Genomic DNA, 15,722 nt, shown 5'->3' with positions numbered 1-15,722 from the left:
CCATGGCCGGCGGCCCTCCCCAGAGCCGTGGTGCCGCCATGGATCAGGCGTGAAGCGGTATGGTCAGTTGTTCTTGAAGCGACGCTTTTCGGTCACGTCGATCTGCACGACGCGGCCTTCGTGAACGGTGAGGCCGACATGGCCATAGCGCAGCCCGGCCAGCGCCTCGCGCACGCTGTCGAGCGACTGCTCGATCAGGCGCGCGCTTTCCGGATCGTGGCTGGCCGGATCGTGGGCGGGCGTGGTGGACATCGGCTCTCTCTTCAAAACTCGTGGATGACCGGGCGTCTGTATCTCGGACGAGCCCTTCTTATACTCAACTTTTCAGATAGACATTAAACGAGTTGTTGCGGGCCAGAAAGCGAAACTTTCCCTGCGATGAACGGCGCCGCGCGCGCCCGCCGGAATCCCACCCTGGTGGCCAAGCCATTGCCGAAAAACGATATTGGAAAGAGTCCGCAGCGGGCTTGGGCATGCGCGGCCAGCCCGCTGCGGATCGGCCGGGAATGCGCGACGTGGAACACGACTCACCAGGGCCAGGCTGCAATCTAGCGTCACTGTGCCCGCTGGCGAGAACCCAGGCGCTGAAACGCGCGCGATTCTCGACAAAACGAGTAGAGATTAACACGGGGCATTCAGCCGGCCGCGAACCTTTCCTGACAGCGGCGCTTTGGGCTTGCCATGGCGCCCCCGCCCGGTGCTAGGGTGCGGATAGTCATACAAGAGTAGCAAAGCGGAACGATGGCGCGCGGCACCGCAACACCAGCAAGCAGGACAGCAATCGTGGCAGAATCAAGCGCAGTGCCGATCGGCGCACTGCCGATGCAGGCGCTCTCGCCACTGGCCGAAGGCCCCCCGCCCATGCGCTATTTCAACCGCGAACTCAGTTGGCTGATGTTCAACCGCCGGGTCCTGGCCGAAGCGCAGAACACCAACTATCCGCTGTTGGAGCGGATGCGGTTCCTGTCGATTTCGGGCAGCAACCTGGACGAGTTCATGATGGTGCGCGTGGCGGGCCTGGCCGGCCAGGTGCGGCGCGGCATCGACGAGGTTTCGATTGACGGCTTCACCCCCGCGCAGCAGTTGCAGAACATCCACGGCGCCGTGGAAGACCTGGTGAGCGCGCAGCACGTGGTGCTCGGCGAGTTGTCGAGCCTGCTCGCCGAAAACGGCATCCACCTGGTGGGCGACAAGCCCCTGCCGCGCGGCGAGGCGGAATGGCTGGCACGCTATTTCCGCGAACATGTGATGCCGGTGCTCACCCCCCAGGCGATCGACCCGGCGCACCCCTTCCCGTTCATTGCCAACCAGGGCACGGGCATCCTGTTCTCGATGGTGCGGGTGGCCGACAACGACCCCGTGACCGAGATGATCCTGATCCCGCCGGCCCTGCCGCGCTTCGTGCGGCTGCCCGATGACGGCGGCTGGATCAGCATCGAGGAACTGGTGCGCCGCAACGCCGCCACGGTGTTTCCCGGTTTCCGCATCCAGGGTTCGGGCACGTTCCGCGTGCTGCGCGACAGCGACATGGAAATCGAGGAAGACGCCGAAGACCTGGTCCGCTATTTCCGCACCGCCATCCAGCGGCGCCGGCGCGGCAAAGTGATCATGCTGCAACTGCAGGAGGATTTCGATCCTGCGGCCGAGCAATTGCTGCGCGACAAGCTGCGGCTCGACTATGCCCTGGTGGTCAAATCGCCGGGCCTGCTGGCGATGAACGGCCTTTCGCAGATCGTCGACATGCCGCGCCCCGAACTGAAGTTCGAGCCCTATAACCCGCGCTATCCCGAACGCGTGCTGGAACACGATGGCGATTGCTTTGCCGCGATCCGCGAAAAGGACCTGGTGATCCACCACCCGTTCGAAAGCTTCGACGTGGTGGTCGATTTCCTGCGCCAGGCGGCGAGCGACCCAGACGTGGTGGCGATCAAGCAGACGCTCTATCGCGCCGGCAAGCAATCGGCAGTGATCGCCGCGCTGATCGCCGCGGCCGAAGAGGGCAAGTCCGTCACCGCCGTGGTGGAACTGAAAGCGCGGTTCGACGAAGAGCAGAACCTGCACTGGGCCAGCCAGCTGGAACGCGCCGGCGTCCAGGTGATCTATGGCTTCGTCGATTGGAAAACCCACGCCAAGGTTTCCATGGTGGTGCGGCGCGAGGGCGATGGCTATCGCACCTATTGCCACTTTGGCACCGGCAATTACCACCCGGTGACGGCGCGCATCTATACCGACCTGTCGTTCTTTACCGCCGATCCCAAGGCGGGGCGCGATGCCGGGCAGTTGTTCAATTTCATCACCGGCTATGTGGAGCCCAAGAACACCGAGTTCCTTTCCATTTCGCCGATCGGGCTGCGCCGCACGCTGTACGAGTGCATCGAGCGCGAGATCGGCTTTGCCCGCGCAGGCAGGCCGGCAGCCATCTGGGCCAAGCTCAATTCGCTGACCGATAGCCGCCTGATCGACCGGCTCTATGCCGCCGCGCAGGAAGGCGTGGACATTGCCCTCGTGGTGCGCGGCATCTGCTGCCTGCGGCCGGGCGTGCCGGGACTGTCTGACCGGATCACGGTGAAATCGATCATCGGCCGGTTCCTGGAACACAGCCGCATCTGGGCCTTCGGCAATGGCGCGGCCCTGCCCAACCGGCGGGCGCGGGTGTTCATCTCCTCCGCCGACGGGATGAGCCGCAACCTGGACCGGCGCGTGGAAGTGCTGGTGCCGATCCGCAACAAGACCGTGCACGACCAGATCCTGGACCAGGTGATGCTGGCCAACCTGATCGATACCGAGCAAAGCTGGACTTTGAGCGCCGATGGCGACTATCAGCGGGTTTCGTGCCGATCAGACGCTGGCGAGAAACCGTTCAATGTGCACCGCTATTTCATGACGAACCCTTCGCTTTCGGGCCGTGGCGCGGCCCTGACCAAGGGGCGCCGCGTGCCCAAGCTGGCGCTGCGGCGCGGCGGCGCGACGGTGGATTGACACGTTCGATGGCATTCGGACTGTCCCGGGGCAAGGACGCGCAAGCCCGCGCGATTATCGATATTGGCTCCAACACCGTGCGCCTGGTCATCTATGGCCAGCCGCTGCGCGCGCCCAAAGTGCTGCACAACGAGAAAGTGACCGCGCGCCTGGGCAAGGGCGTGGCCGACAGCGGCAATCTTTCGCCCAAGGCCATGGCCCTCGCCCTCGCCTCGCTCGCCCGGTTCAAGGCGATCCTGGCGCTGCAGGGCGTGACGCAGGTTGACGTGGTGGCCACCGCCGCCAGCCGCGACGCGGGCAATGGCGCGGCGTTTCTCGATGCCATTGCCAAGCTGGGGCTGACCCCGCGCCTGCTGACCGGCGAGGAAGAAGCGATCACCAGCGCGCATGGCGTGATGGGCGCGTTTCCCGGCGCCAAGGGCGTGGTGGGCGATCTGGGCGGCGGCAGCCTGGAACTGGTGGACGTGGACGGCGAGCGCTGCACCCATGGGGTGAGCCTGCCGCTGGGCACGCTGCGCCTGCCGGGCCTGCGCGCCGAAGGACAGCGCGCGTTCGGGCAGAAGATCCGCAAGGCGCTGGCCAAGGCGGAATGGAAAGCCACGCCAGGGCAGACACTCTATCTGGTGGGCGGCTCGCTGCGCGCCTTTGCCCGCCATGTGATGGTGGAAACCCGGTTCCCGATCGACGATCCGCACGGCTATGTCGCCGATCCGGCGGTGGCGCTCAAGTTGGCCAAGGCCATGGCACGGCGCAAGGGTGACGCCGTGGCGCCGATCGCCGGGGTTTCCGGCGGGCGCCTGGCCAGCCTGCCCGATACCGCCGCGCTGCTTGCCGTGCTGATCACCCGGCTTCAGCCCGAACGGCTGGTGTTTTCCGCCTGGGGCCTGCGCGAAGGCGTGCTGTGGGAAGCCATGCCGCAGTCGGTGCGCGGGCAAGACCCGCTGGTGGCCGGCGCCTCTGCCTTTGCGCAGGAACACGGCATTGCCGCCAATTCCGCCAGCATGGTGGCCGGCTGGACCGCCGGCATTGCCCCCACCGACGGGCCGGACCGGCGCGAGCGCCTGCGCCTGGCCGCCACGATGCTGTGCATGGCCTCGGCCACGGTGGAGCCCAACTTGCGCGGCGACCTGGCGCACGAATGGGGCCTGCGCAAACGCTGGATCGGCGCCACCGCGCGCGACCGCGCGATGCTCGCCGCCGCGATGATCGCCAACACCGGCAAGCTGACCCTGCCACCCGACCTGCCCCTCCTCGCCTCCCCCGCTGCCCTGCGCCAGGCCCAGGCCTGGGGCCTTGCCACCCGCCTGTGCCGCCGCTTCACCGTCGGCGCCGCCTCCGCCCTCAACGGCAGCACCCTGCGCCGCGAAGGCGACGCCCTGGTGATGGAAGTGGAAGACCGCCACGCCGTGCTGATCAACGACAGCGTGGGCCGGGATTTGAAGGCGCTCGCGGCGCATCTGGGGTTGAAGGGGGCGATCAGGGAGCGGTGACGCTGGCCACTTGAACGGGCCGCCACCATGCGTTATAACGTCCGTATGAACGCCAGTCTGAAAATCACCAAGATCGGCAATTCCGCCGGTGTCGTCCTGCCCAAGGAACTGCTGGCCAAGCTGCGCGCCGGGGTGGGCGACACGCTCTACGTGTCCGAAACGCCGGACGGTATCCGCATCACCGCCACCGATCCCTCGTTCGAGGCCAAGATGGCGCTGGCCGAACAGATCATGCGCGAGGACAGGGACATCCTGCGCGTGCTGGCGAAATAACATGGCCCAAAGCGCCGAGCCGGTGTGGATCGAAACCGAACTGGCCCTGGCGATCCATGACCGCCAACTGGCCGAACATGGTGGCCCCATGGGACTGCGCGATGCAGCAGGTTTGGAGTCCGCCCTCGCCCGCGCGCGCAACCAGTGGAGCTATGGCGAAACCGACCTTTGCCAGTTGGCAGCCGCCTATGCTTATGGTCTGGCGCGCAACCACCCGTTTACCGATGGCAACAAACGCACGGCTTGGGTGCTGGCGCGCCTGTTTCTCGCGCTGAATGATGTGCGGATCGTGTTTGCGCCGGAAGACGCTATCCGTGCCATGCTGGCGTTGGCGGCGAGGACTCTGGATGAAGCGGAATTGGCGGATTGGTTTCGGGAGCGGCTATCGGCCAATACCGAGTCGCGAGCATGATCGAGAGCGCATTGCGGCTCGCCAAATGCGGGATTTTTCGCACCTGGGAAGGGGATACCTGCAAACAGTGCGACATTACGTTCTCTAATGTCCATGGCGAATGGGCGACGCAATAGCCGATGAGCTAAGGGCAGGCATAAATAGGTATACGGTGGCGAATGACGAGCACGGGCCATTCATATAGATATCGCAAGATCGGCATGATATTTGCTGTTGTTCATGCCATTTTATTTTCAATACTCTTGTTAAATGACGGTGTTACTCAGGAAGCTAAAGTACAACTTTTCTACATGCCATTCTTGATCGGCGATTTTCCGATCATTTTATTTTACAGCATTCCAGTAGAAATTATTGGTGATTACCTGCGATTCGCAGACAATCCCATATTGGCGAATATTTTCCACTCTCCTTCTATTATTGATTGCATGTTAGGGACAATATGGTGGTATTTTGTCCCGAAATTCTTTCTTCCAAAGCGTCTCGGTGGAATCTGGGGTTCTAAAGCCGCGAAGTAATGCTCCCGGTCTCAACCCAACCCGAATTCCGGGGACAGCATACTTAATTACCATGCCCCGTAGGTGGGAGGTCGGCCATTTTTTTGTGCCGTTGCCGGACCTTCCCTCGCGCGTTGCGCACATGCCCTCCCCTAACCCCTCCCGCAGGCGGGAGGGGGATTTTGGGTTGTTCTTTTTGGCTCCCCTCCCGCTTGAGGGAGGGGCTGGGGGAGGGATTGTTTGGAGCATCCCACTGCCTAATCGATCCGCAAGCCGCCGACCCGGCGGAACAGTTCCAGGATCAGTGGATCGCGCTCCGCACTCCTTATCGCCGCCTCGAAGCGCAATTGGCGTTTGGGCGCCGACAGGACCGAGACCAGCGCGCCGCTCGCCAGTTCGCTGCGGATCATGGTTTCGGGGAGCAGGGCGGCGCCGGTGCCTTCGCGGATGATTTCGACCAGGGCGCGCACGTTGTTGCAGGTGCGGATGACCGGGGGCGTGATGCCGTGTTGGGCCAGGGACTCGCGCATGATCCCGTGGATGGGGGAGTGTTCAGGGATCGACCAGACGGGCAGCGGTTGCTTGAAGCCGCCTGCCTGCGCAGTGGCCTGGCTGGCGGCCCAGACGAGGCCGACGCTGCCCAGGCTGGTGGTGCGCACACCGGGGCTTGCCACCGGGCCGGCGAGGAACACCATGTCGCTGGTGCCGGCGAGCAATTGCTGGAGCATGCGGGCGGTAAGGTCCACCTCGATTTCCAGGGTGACGCCGGGCAAGTCCCGCTCCACGCCCGCGACGAAGGCGGCAAGGCAAGAGGCGGCGGCGATTTCTCCGGTGCCCAGGCGCACGATGCCGGTGGCGCCGGCAAAATCGCTCGCCTTGAACAGCGCGCGTTCGAAGCCGGCCCAGAGCGGCTCGAAATCGGCGACCAAGGCCCGCCCCCGCGCGGTGAGCACCATGTTGCGCCCTTCGCGGCGGAACAGGTCGACGCCCAGTTGCTCCTCGATCTCTTTCACGCGGGCGGAAATGGCGGGCTGCGTGGTGTTGAGCCGCTCGGCCGCGGCGCGGAACGTGCCCAGGCGGGCAATCCACAGCAGGGTTTCGAGATGATAGATGGCCAGGCGCTTCATGGGCGCCAATGTAACATATCCGCCTCTTATCATAAAAGATAAGAACGTATCGCTGGTTTCGATGGATCGTTTTGGCTATTCCCTTCCGATCAATGGAGAGGTGCCGATGGCCAACAAGATCTATCCCTCTGCCACAGCCGCGCTGGACGGGCTGCTGCGCGATGACCTGCTGATCGCCTGCGGGGGCTTTGGCCTTTGCGGCATTCCTGAGCGGCTGATCGATGCGGTGCGCGAATCCGGCGTGACGGGGCTGACCTTTGCCAGCAACAACGCGGGGATCGACAACGAGGGCATCGGCAAGCTGCTGCGCACGCGCCAGGTGAAGAAGATGATCTCGTCCTATGTGGGCGAGAACAAGGAATTCGAGCGCCAGTACCTTTCGGGCGAGCTGGAGGTGGAATTCTGCCCCCAGGGCACGCTGGCCGAGCGCATGCGCGCCGGGGGTGCTGGCATTCCCGGCTTCTACACCAAGACGGGCGTGGGCACGCTGGTGGCGGAAGGCAAGGAAGTGAAGACCTTCGACGGGCAGGACTATATCCTGGAACGCGGGATCTTTGCCGACCTGGCGCTGGTGAAGGCGTGGAAGGCCGACGAGAGCGGCAACGTGGTGTTCCGCAAGACCGCGCGCAATTTCAACGTGCCGGCCGCCACCTGCGGCAAAGTCTGCGTGGTGGAAGTGGAAGAGATCGTGCCGACCGGCAGCCTCGATCCCGATGGCATCCACCTGCCCGGCGTCTATGTCCAGCGGCTGGTGCTGGGCGCGCCTTATGACAAGAAGATCGAATTCCGCACCACCCGTGCGCGGGAGAACGCCTGATGCCCTGGACTCGTGATGAAATGGCCGCCCGCGCGGCGCGCGAACTGCAAGACGGTTTCTATGTGAACCTGGGCATCGGCATTCCCACGCTGGTGGCCAACCACATCCCCGCCGGTATGGAAGTGACGCTGCAATCGGAAAACGGGATGCTGGGCATCGGCCCCTTCCCCTTTGACGACGAAGTGGATGCCGACCTGATCAACGCCGGCAAGCAGACGATCAGCCAATTGCCGCAGACCGCCTATTTCGACAGCGCGCAAAGCTTTGCCATGATCCGCGGCGGGCACATCGACCTCACCGTGCTGGGCGCGATGGAAGTCTCGCAAGGCGGCGACATTGCCAACTGGATGGTGCCAGGCAAGATGATCAAGGGCATGGGTGGCGCCATGGACCTGGTCGCCGGCGTGAAGCGCATCATCGTGGTGATGGAGCATTGCGCCAAGGACGGCAGTTCCAAGTTCATTCCCGAATGCACCCTGCCGCTGACCGGCAAGAACGTGGTTGACATGGTGATCACCGACCTTGCCGTGTTCCAGCGGCCCGACCACGACAGCCCGTTCCACCTGGTGGAACTGGCGCCGGGCGTGACCGCCGAGGACGTGGCGGCCAAGACCACGGCCCATTACGTGACCGCCTGACCGCATGCGCACGCCGCCCGTTCATGCGGGCGGCGCGAGTTTCCAATACGTGGCAAAGTGCCGGTGCGCGACGCGATGATAAGGCGCGAAGCGCAGCGTGGCGCCATCGGCCGCCGCGGTGGTGAATTCCAGCGGTGGCCCTGCCGGCTTGATCCGCGCCGCCACCTCTGCCGCCCGGCCCGCGAGTTGCGGCACGGGCACCGGCGCATCGCAATATTCGCCATAGCGCCGCTCGTTGACCACCAGGTCTGCCCCCGGCGCAATGGCTGGCCCATCGAGCAGGCCGGCAAGCACCACCGGGCCATAGCGGAAGGCAGCAATGTCTGCATGGCCGGGCAAAGGCACTGCCTCCACCGCCATGGCCATGGCCAGTTCCACCGTGTCGCCATCGCGCCAGGTCTGCTCCACCGTGACATAGCTGGAGGGACGATCGGAACGCGCCACCACGGCGCCGTTGACGCGCACTTCGAGCCAGGGGCTCCATCCCGGATGGCGCAGATGCAACGCCAGCATCTGCGGCTGCTGCAATTGCCAGGCCAGCGTGGTGGTTGGCGCTTCGGGAAAACGGGTGTGCTGGGTCAACACCGCGCCGCGTTCGGGCCAGGCCAGGCGCGAGGCGATGAATTGGTTGAGCCACAGGCCGCGATCATCGTGGGCAAAGATGAAGCTGCCATACTTGGCGTGGTTTTCCATGCCCGTGCCGGTGCAGCACCAGAAGGAATCCTCGGGCGTGCAGAACAGCTTGACGTAGCCCGGCCGCGCGCCCTGGAAATAGGTGACCATGCCGCTTTCCGGGTCTTGCGAACCGAGGATGCCGTTGATCAGCGCGCGTTCGGCGAAATCGGTCAGCGGCGCTTGCGGATCGCGTAGCAGGAGCATCTGTGTCAGCTTGAGCATGTTGTGGATGCCGCAGGTTTCCGAACCCTTGGCCGAAAAGACGTGGGCCGCGAAATCGGCCACGGGAAAGAAGAACTCGCCATCGCCATGGCCGCCGCCGGCATAGCTGCGCGTGGAAACCACGGTCTGCCAGAAAAAGGCCGCGGCGCGGGCATAGTCCGCATCGCCCTGGGTTTCGGCCACGCGCTGAAAGCCGACGACCTTGGGTACCTGGGTGTTGGCGTGCAGGCCGTCGAGATGGTCTTGCCCCTGGGCCAGCGGCGTCAGCAAGGCCTTGTGCGAAAAGCGGCGGGCGAGCCGGGCATAGTCTTCCCGCCCGGTGAGCGCGTGGAGATCGGCGAAGACTTCGTTCATGCCGCCATGCTCGATCGCCAGCATCGCTTCGAACGCGGCATCATCAAGCGGGCGCGTGGCCACCACGGTCCAGTCTGCCAGCGCAAGCAGCACCGGCCGCGCCGCGGTCACACCGGCCACCAGATCGGCATCGCGCAAGCCGGCGAAGACCTTGTGCAGCGTGTACCACGGCACGCCGGTGACCGGCTGGCCGGCAAGCATGGCGGCCATCAGCCGGGGCCCTTCGGGAAAGGCGCAGACCAGCCCGCTGCCTGCCGCTTTCTGGCAGGCGGCGAGTTCGGCGACGATGTGATCGAGCCTTTGCCGCAGGCGGGGATCGCCGGTGGCCGCGAACATCAACGCGCAGCCCGACAGGTAGTGTCCCAGCGTGTGCCCCTGGCAATGGATATCGGCCCAATCCGGGCGCGATTCCCAGCCGCCATAGACCGCCCCGCGCGGCGGCAGGCCCGCGTTGACGCGAAAGCCGTGCAGCAGGCGATCGGGATCGAGCGAAAGCAGGTAAGCGAGGGTCCGCTGCTGCGCATCGCGCCATGGCCCATCGAGCAAGCGCACGCGATCGAGCGCGAAGGCAGACAGGCCAGCGCCCGCTGCCGGGGCGGGCCCGGGCGATGCTGCGCGCAATGATACGGGAACGCCGGCCAGTGCCATGCCGGCCAGCCCCAGGGGCGCCAGTTCACGCCGAGTCAGCGCCATTCCATGCGGATGGTGGCAGGCGCAGGCGGTATTCATGGCGATCTCCCCGTTGTACGCGTGCTTTATTGTCGGAGTAATGTTTGGCGTCAACTGCTCAGCACGCCAAGCCATGGATGCATCGGCGGATGCAATCGGTTCGATTGGTCAGACAAAACAGCGCCGTGCTACATGAAAATTTGGACATTCATCCCGCTGTCAGGCGCGCGGGATTAGCCGTCTGCGCGGGGACCAGTGCTGAACATCGGGATTGGTCATGGTCTGGAACGTCAACATCCCCCGCCCTCGCAGGGCCGCTGTGTGCCTTGCTTGGTCAACCTTGCTCTCGATACCGCTGTGGCTGGCCACGCTGGCCGTGGTCAAAGTCGTGATCGTGCCCGAACTGCGCGCGGTGGCGGCGCAGTGGGACGGCAAGAGCGCCCAATCGGCACCGCCCGGTGGCCTCTATGCCCGGATGGATCCGCACCCACTGCTGCGCGCCAGCCGGCACGAAGCGCATGTGGTGGCAAGCGCGGTGATGCGGCGCATCTGATGGGCCCGGCGCGGCCTAGGCGGCGTGGACAAATTCCGCAACGCCACGGCTGGAGGCAAAAACCGCCAGTTCAAGGAGGCGAGGAAGCGCAATATCAGGAATATTGTGCGACGAGCCGACGCAGAAATGGCGGTTTTTGGTCCAGCCCCGCAGGGGTTGTCCTTTAAAAGGCCCTGGCAGCGTTGCTCGGCCTTACAAGAGGCCCACTCTTGCTTCGTCCTCGCGCCTCCCCAGGGCCTTTTAAAGGACAACCGTGGCGTTGCGGAATTTGTCCACGCCGCCTAGAGCACGAAATCGCCCTTTGCCAGCGTGACACTGCCTTGCAGCAGAAGCGCGAAATCGGCGACGCCATCGCCGTTCACGTCACCGGTCAGCAAGGTGTTGCCGCCGGTGATGGCATAGCGCAGTTCGCCCGCAACGTGGTGGAACGCGGCCGTGCCGATGAAGGCAAAGGCATCGTCGGCGCTGGTCAGCGTGTTGGCGTCGATCGGCGAGAGGATGATCGTGTCACCCTCGGCATGCTTGAAATCGGTGATCACGTCGCACGCGCCGGCGGTGGTGCCGGCAAATTCCAGCACGCGTTCGAACACGAAGCGATCGGCGCCGGCGCCGCCGGTCAGCACGTCCTGCCCCGATCCGCCACGCAAGGTATCGGCGCCGCCCATGCCGCTGATGGTATCGTTGCCGCCATTGCCGGACAGGATGTTGTCGTTGGCGTCACCGGCAAGCGTATCGTCGTGCGCTGATCCGGTGACGCGTTCCACGCCCGATATGGTGTCCTTGCCCAGCCCGGCGGCCGTACCATCCCCGATCCCGGTGGCAAGATTGACGCTGATCCCGGCCGTGGCCCCGGCATAGGTGACCAGATCGAGCCCCGGCCCGCCGACATAGCGATCGTTGCCGAAATCGTCGCCGGCCAGGAACGTGTCGTTGCCATCGCCGCCCGAGAGGATATCGTCCCCCTTGCCGCCCGACAATTTGTCGTTGCCTCCATAGCCATAGATGCGATCGTTGCCGGCATAGCCATAGAGGCGGTTGTTCGCCTCGTTCCCCACCAGCGTGTCGTTGCCCGCGCCGCCATAGCAATCCTCGATCGTCACGTTGTAGGCGATGCCCAGGTTGTTGGACACGCTGACATTGGTGAAACCCAGGGTGGAATAGGCGCCGGGGTGAAGATCGACCCAGCAATCGAGCTTGAACTTGCGCAAGTCGATCAGGTCGTTGCCGCCCGCGTCCCAGATCGCGGCGTAGAACGGGCTGTCAGGGGAATAGACGTATTTGTTGTCGCCGGCATGATAGCTCATGTTGGCGCCGTAGATCGCCTGGATCGCGGCGATATCATAGACCATCGGCGTCTGGATGATGTAGTCGAAATCCTCTTTGGCGGCATTGTAGGCATAGACGCCATAGGGATCGTTGTAGGACATGATGGTGTAGTTGCGATAATCGTAGCCGGCCGGGATGATGTTCCCTTCCGAAGGATGCGCCAGGCCCAGGGCATGGCCGATCTCGTGCATCAGGGCGGTGAAGTTATAGGTGTTTACGGCGTAGGAATCCTTGCCGTAGAGTGGGTTGATCCAGATATCGCCATGGCTGTTGGCAGTGCCATTGGCGTTGACCTTGGTATAGCCCCAGGAATCCCCGACGCGGGAGGAGAGGCCCAGGCGAATATCGCCCACGGCGCCTGCCGCAGTTTCCGTCACCTGCTTGAACGTGAGATTGGCGACGTTGGCCCACTGCTGAAACGCCAGCGCCACGTTGGCGTATTCGCCAGATGGCAGCGCGCCGACCGTGGCCGCGGTCATTTCCGTGCCATAACCGGTGGCGAATTGTGACGCCACGCCCCCGCCCCAGATGAAGCTGTACGATACCACCGTCTTGCCGCCCGACACGGTGGACCAGGCCATGCGATAGACCGGATCTGCCTGGAGCAAGGCGTTGAAACGCGAATCCGAAGTGAGTTTGTAGGTCTTGACCGCCGATGCCTGGGTATAGGTTGCCACGCGCGCGTTCCCGATAAGCTATGGCCCGCCTTGTTAGGCGGACGGCCAGCGTTACGGGACGAGCGACAGGTTCAAAGTGGAGGCGTGAGGGCGCCTCCACCCCGGCGCAAAGCCTGTCAGAGAACGAAATCGGTGGCGGCGAAGGCAACCTTGCCAGCCACCTTGAGCCAGAAATCGGCCACGCCATCGCCGTTCACATCGCCCTGGATGGTGGTGATGTTGCCAGCGGTGGAATAGCGCAATTCGCCCGCAACCCGGTGGAAAGCGGCGGTGCCGATGAAGGTGAACGGATCGTCCACGCTGTCGGTGCTGCTGATTGCATCGATCTGGTTGAGCTTGATCACGTCCTTCTGCGTCTTGCTGAAATCGGTGATTGCATCGCAGGTCGTGATGGTCAGCCCGGCAAAGTCGGAAATGGCGGTAAAAACGAAGGCATCGGCCCCCGCGCCGCCGGTCAAGGTATCTTGCCCGGCCGCACCGATCAGCGTGTCATTGTCGTTGCCGCCCTGCAGCGCGTCTTTGCCCGCGCCGCCATTGAGCGTGTCGTTGCCGCCATTGCCGGTCAGCGTATCGTCGCCCTCGCGCCCGTTGAGCACATTGGCAATGTCGTTGCCGACCAGCTTGTCTGCCCCGCTGCCGCCGGTGGCGTTTTCGATCGTGCAATTGAACGCGATGCCCAGGTTGTTGGTCAGCGTTTGCAGATTGTCGAACACCAGGGTGGAATAAGTGCCGGCGTGCAGATCGATACGGCAGCCCTTGGAAAAACCGCTGATATCGATCGTGTCGTTGCCGGCGCCATCCCAGATCGCGGCAAAGAATGGGGCCATTGCCGAATAGGTATACGTGGTGTCACCAGCATTATATCCGGTGTTGGCGCCATAGATCGATTGGATCGCGGCGATATCATAGACCATCGGTGACTTGATCAGGTATTCGGTCTGCCCCGAACTGCTGTTGTACCACCACACATTCTTGGGATCGGTGTAAGACATGATCGTGTAGCTGCGCACGTCAAAACCCGAAGGGATCTTGTTGCCTTCGAACGGGTGATCCAGGCCCAGCGCGTGGCCGATCTCGTGCATCATCGCCATGTAGTTGTAGGTGCCCACGGCAAACGAGCCGCTGCCATACGTGGGCGAAATCCAGATATCGCCGTGGGCGTTGGCTGCGCCGTTGGACACGATCTTGCAATAGCCCCAGTATTGCCCCGTGACGCTGGACGATTGCGCAATACGGATATCGCCCACGGTGCCCGCGTCGGTTTCACTCACCTGGGTGAAGGTGATGTTGGCAACATTGGCCCAGGCCTGGAACGCGGCCTGGATATTGGCGATCTGCCCGCTGGGCATCGCCCCATGCGTGGCAGCGGTCGGTTCGGTGCCATAGCTGCCGGCAAACTTGCTGGACACACCGTCCAGCCAGGGGAAGCTGTAGGTAATGGCGGTCTTGCCATCGACCACGGTAGACCACTTGGACCGAAAGCCCGGCTTGGAATAAAGCAACGAGTCAAAATACTTGCTGCCGGTGAGACTGTAGGTCGAAACGACCGAAGCGTCGGTATAGCTGGGCATGGGCGTGTTGTCCTTGATCGTGCAACGCCCGCTTTCGGGCTTTCCAAGGCAAACAGGCCATATAGACCCTCAATACCGGGTATTTTTAAGGGCAGGTACTTGCACCCAGCCGGCGTTATCCCGCCGTTATCCGGCAATATCTTGCCGGATACGGGGCCGGGATATACGGGCTTATGCCTATCAGGCGGCCATTCCGGCGGCGTGGCCACTGGCCCACGCCCACTGGAAGTTATAGCCGCCCAGCCATCCGGTGACATCCACCGCCTCGCCGATGGCAAAGAGGCCCGGCACCTTGCGCGCTTCCATCGTGGCCTGGGAAAGTTCGGCCGTGCTGATGCCGCCGGCGGTCACTTCGGCCTTGGCGAAGCCCTCGCTGCCATTGGGCATGAATTCCCACGCGCGCAGCCGTGCCTGTGCGGCGCGCAGGGCCTTGTCGGGCAAGTTGCCCATTTCGGCGGAAAGGCCGATCTGTTCGGCCAGGGCCGTGGCCAGGCGTTCGGGCAGCGCTTCTGCCAGCACGCTGCGCAGGGCAGCGCGGGGGCGCTGGCGCTTGGCATCGAGCAGCCAATCGCCCGTGCGGCCGGGCAGGAAATCGATGCGCACCGCCTCGCCGCGCTGCCAATAGGACGAAACCTGGAGGATCGCCGGGCCGGACAGGCCGCGATGGGTGAACAGCGCGGCTTCGGCAAAGCGGGCCTTTCCGCAGGCCGCCTCGACCGGGGCGGCAATGCCCGACAGTTCGCGGAACAGCGCCGCTTCGCCAGGCAGGGTGAGCGGCACCAGCGCCGGGCGCGGCTGCACCACCTTGAGGCCGAATTGCCGCGCCAGGTCATAGGCAAAGCCGGTGGCACCGATCTTGGGAATGGCCGGGCCGCCCGTGGCGATGACCAGCGAGGGGGCAGCGAAGGTGCCCTCCCCGGCCTCTACCTGGAACAGGCCATCGGCGTGGCGCACTGCGCGGATCGGGCTGTTGCAGCGCACCTGCGCCCCGCCCTTGGCGCATTCATCCAGCAGCATGTCCACGATCTGGCGCGCAGAGCCATCGCAGAACAACTGGCCCAGGGTCTTTTCATGCCAGGCAATGCCATGGGCATCGACCAGGGCGATGAAATCGGCCGGGGTATAGCGGCTGAGCGCCGAGCGGGCGAAATGGGGGTTTTCGGAAAGATAGCGGTCGGGCGCGGTGTGCAGGTTGGTGAAATTGCAGCGCCCGCCGCCGGAAATCAGGATCTTCTTGCCCGGCTTTTCGGCGTGATCGAGCACCAGGACACGGCGCCCGCGCGCGGCCGCGGTGGCCGCGCAGAACAGGCCGGCAGCCCCGGCACCCAGGATGATCACGTCGTGCGTCATGGCTGGGGCCGTGGGGGATTGGCCAGGGTTTGGCAAGGGGTGGGGTGGGCGGCGTTCTGTTGGGAACAGGCCCTCCCCCAACCCCTCCCGCAAGC

The 15,722-nt window shown here is 64.1% G+C and carries 14 protein-coding genes; 8 read left to right on the top strand and 6 right to left on the bottom strand.

All coding sequences use genetic code 11. The annotated features are described in order from the left end of the window. Positions 1-63 precede the first annotated feature (63 nt). On the bottom strand, positions 64-252 hold the full coding sequence (locus FHT19_RS06465; protein ID WP_168554771.1) for a YezD family protein: 189 nt from the start codon (positions 250-252) through the stop codon (positions 64-66). A gap of 570 nt (positions 253-822) precedes the next feature. On the opposite strand from FHT19_RS06465, the gene FHT19_RS06460 reads away from it, so the two are divergent. From FHT19_RS06460 to FHT19_RS06440, 5 genes are all read left to right on the top strand, one after another. Then, on the top strand, positions 823-2,979 hold the full coding sequence (locus tag FHT19_RS06460) for an RNA degradosome polyphosphate kinase (RefSeq protein WP_179506453.1): 2,157 nt from the start codon (positions 823-825) through the stop codon (positions 2,977-2,979). An 8-nt stretch (positions 2,980-2,987) separates the two neighbouring features. Further along, positions 2,988-4,469 (top strand): exopolyphosphatase, encoded by a 1,482-nt coding sequence (locus FHT19_RS06455; protein ID WP_169474341.1) that lies wholly within the window; start codon positions 2,988-2,990, stop codon positions 4,467-4,469. A 45-nt stretch (positions 4,470-4,514) separates the two neighbouring features. After that, entirely contained in the window at positions 4,515-4,742 is a 228-nt protein-coding gene (locus tag FHT19_RS06450) for an AbrB/MazE/SpoVT family DNA-binding domain-containing protein (RefSeq protein ID WP_168555500.1), read from the top strand. A gap of 1 nt (position 4,743) precedes the next feature. Further along, entirely contained in the window at positions 4,744-5,154 is a 411-nt protein-coding gene (locus FHT19_RS06445) for a type II toxin-antitoxin system death-on-curing family toxin (protein WP_169474340.1), read from the top strand. A gap of 200 nt (positions 5,155-5,354) precedes the next feature. After that, positions 5,355-5,669, top strand: coding sequence for a hypothetical protein (locus FHT19_RS06440; protein ID WP_169474339.1), 315 nt, complete (start codon positions 5,355-5,357; stop codon positions 5,667-5,669). A gap of 236 nt (positions 5,670-5,905) precedes the next feature. On the opposite strand, the gene FHT19_RS06435 is transcribed toward FHT19_RS06440, so the two are convergent. Further along, positions 5,906-6,775, bottom strand: coding sequence for a LysR family transcriptional regulator (locus FHT19_RS06435; RefSeq protein WP_169474338.1), 870 nt, complete (start codon positions 6,773-6,775; stop codon positions 5,906-5,908). Between the two features lie 106 nt (positions 6,776-6,881). Between FHT19_RS06435 and FHT19_RS06430 the strand changes: the two genes are divergently transcribed. Both FHT19_RS06430 and FHT19_RS06425 read left to right on the top strand, forming a co-directional pair. Beyond that, positions 6,882-7,592, top strand: a complete 711-nt coding sequence (locus FHT19_RS06430) for a CoA transferase subunit A (protein ID WP_168554766.1) — start codon at positions 6,882-6,884, stop codon at positions 7,590-7,592. Beyond that, positions 7,592-8,230 (top strand): CoA transferase subunit B, encoded by a 639-nt coding sequence (locus FHT19_RS06425; RefSeq protein WP_169474337.1) that lies wholly within the window; start codon positions 7,592-7,594, stop codon positions 8,228-8,230. The genes FHT19_RS06430 and FHT19_RS06425 overlap by 1 nt, the downstream gene beginning before the upstream one ends. 21 nt (positions 8,231-8,251) lie before the next feature. On the opposite strand, the gene FHT19_RS06420 is transcribed toward FHT19_RS06425, so the two are convergent. After that, positions 8,252-10,174: a glycoside hydrolase family 127 protein gene (locus FHT19_RS06420; protein ID WP_169474336.1), complete on the bottom strand. Its 1,923-nt coding sequence runs from the start codon at positions 10,172-10,174 to the stop codon at positions 8,252-8,254. Between the two features lie 316 nt (positions 10,175-10,490). Here FHT19_RS06420 and FHT19_RS06415 point away from each other — a divergent pair, with 316 nt between their 5' ends. After that, positions 10,491-10,703: a hypothetical protein gene (locus tag FHT19_RS06415; RefSeq protein ID WP_169474335.1), complete on the top strand. Its 213-nt coding sequence runs from the start codon at positions 10,491-10,493 to the stop codon at positions 10,701-10,703. Between the two features lie 281 nt (positions 10,704-10,984). On the opposite strand, the gene FHT19_RS06410 is transcribed toward FHT19_RS06415, so the two are convergent. From FHT19_RS06410 to FHT19_RS06400, 3 genes are all read right to left on the bottom strand, one after another. After that, on the bottom strand, positions 10,985-12,706 hold the full coding sequence (locus FHT19_RS06410) for a M10 family metallopeptidase (protein ID WP_169474334.1): 1,722 nt from the start codon (positions 12,704-12,706) through the stop codon (positions 10,985-10,987). 116 nt (positions 12,707-12,822) lie between these two features. Then, positions 12,823-14,277 (bottom strand): M10 family metallopeptidase, encoded by a 1,455-nt coding sequence (locus FHT19_RS24580; protein ID WP_169474333.1) that lies wholly within the window; start codon positions 14,275-14,277, stop codon positions 12,823-12,825. Positions 14,278-14,457: 180 nt separating this feature from the next. Then, the gene (locus FHT19_RS06400) at positions 14,458-15,627 is read right to left on the bottom strand and encodes an NAD(P)/FAD-dependent oxidoreductase (RefSeq protein ID WP_168554759.1); all 1,170 of its coding nucleotides are present in this window, start codon (positions 15,625-15,627) and stop codon (positions 14,458-14,460) included. Positions 15,628-15,722: the final 95 nt, after the last annotated feature.

The organism is Novosphingobium sp. SG919, from assembly GCF_012932495.1.
Lineage (GTDB): Bacteria > Pseudomonadota > Alphaproteobacteria > Sphingomonadales > Sphingomonadaceae > Novosphingobium > Novosphingobium rhizosphaerae.
This window is presented reverse-complemented; position numbering and strand designations above follow the sequence as displayed.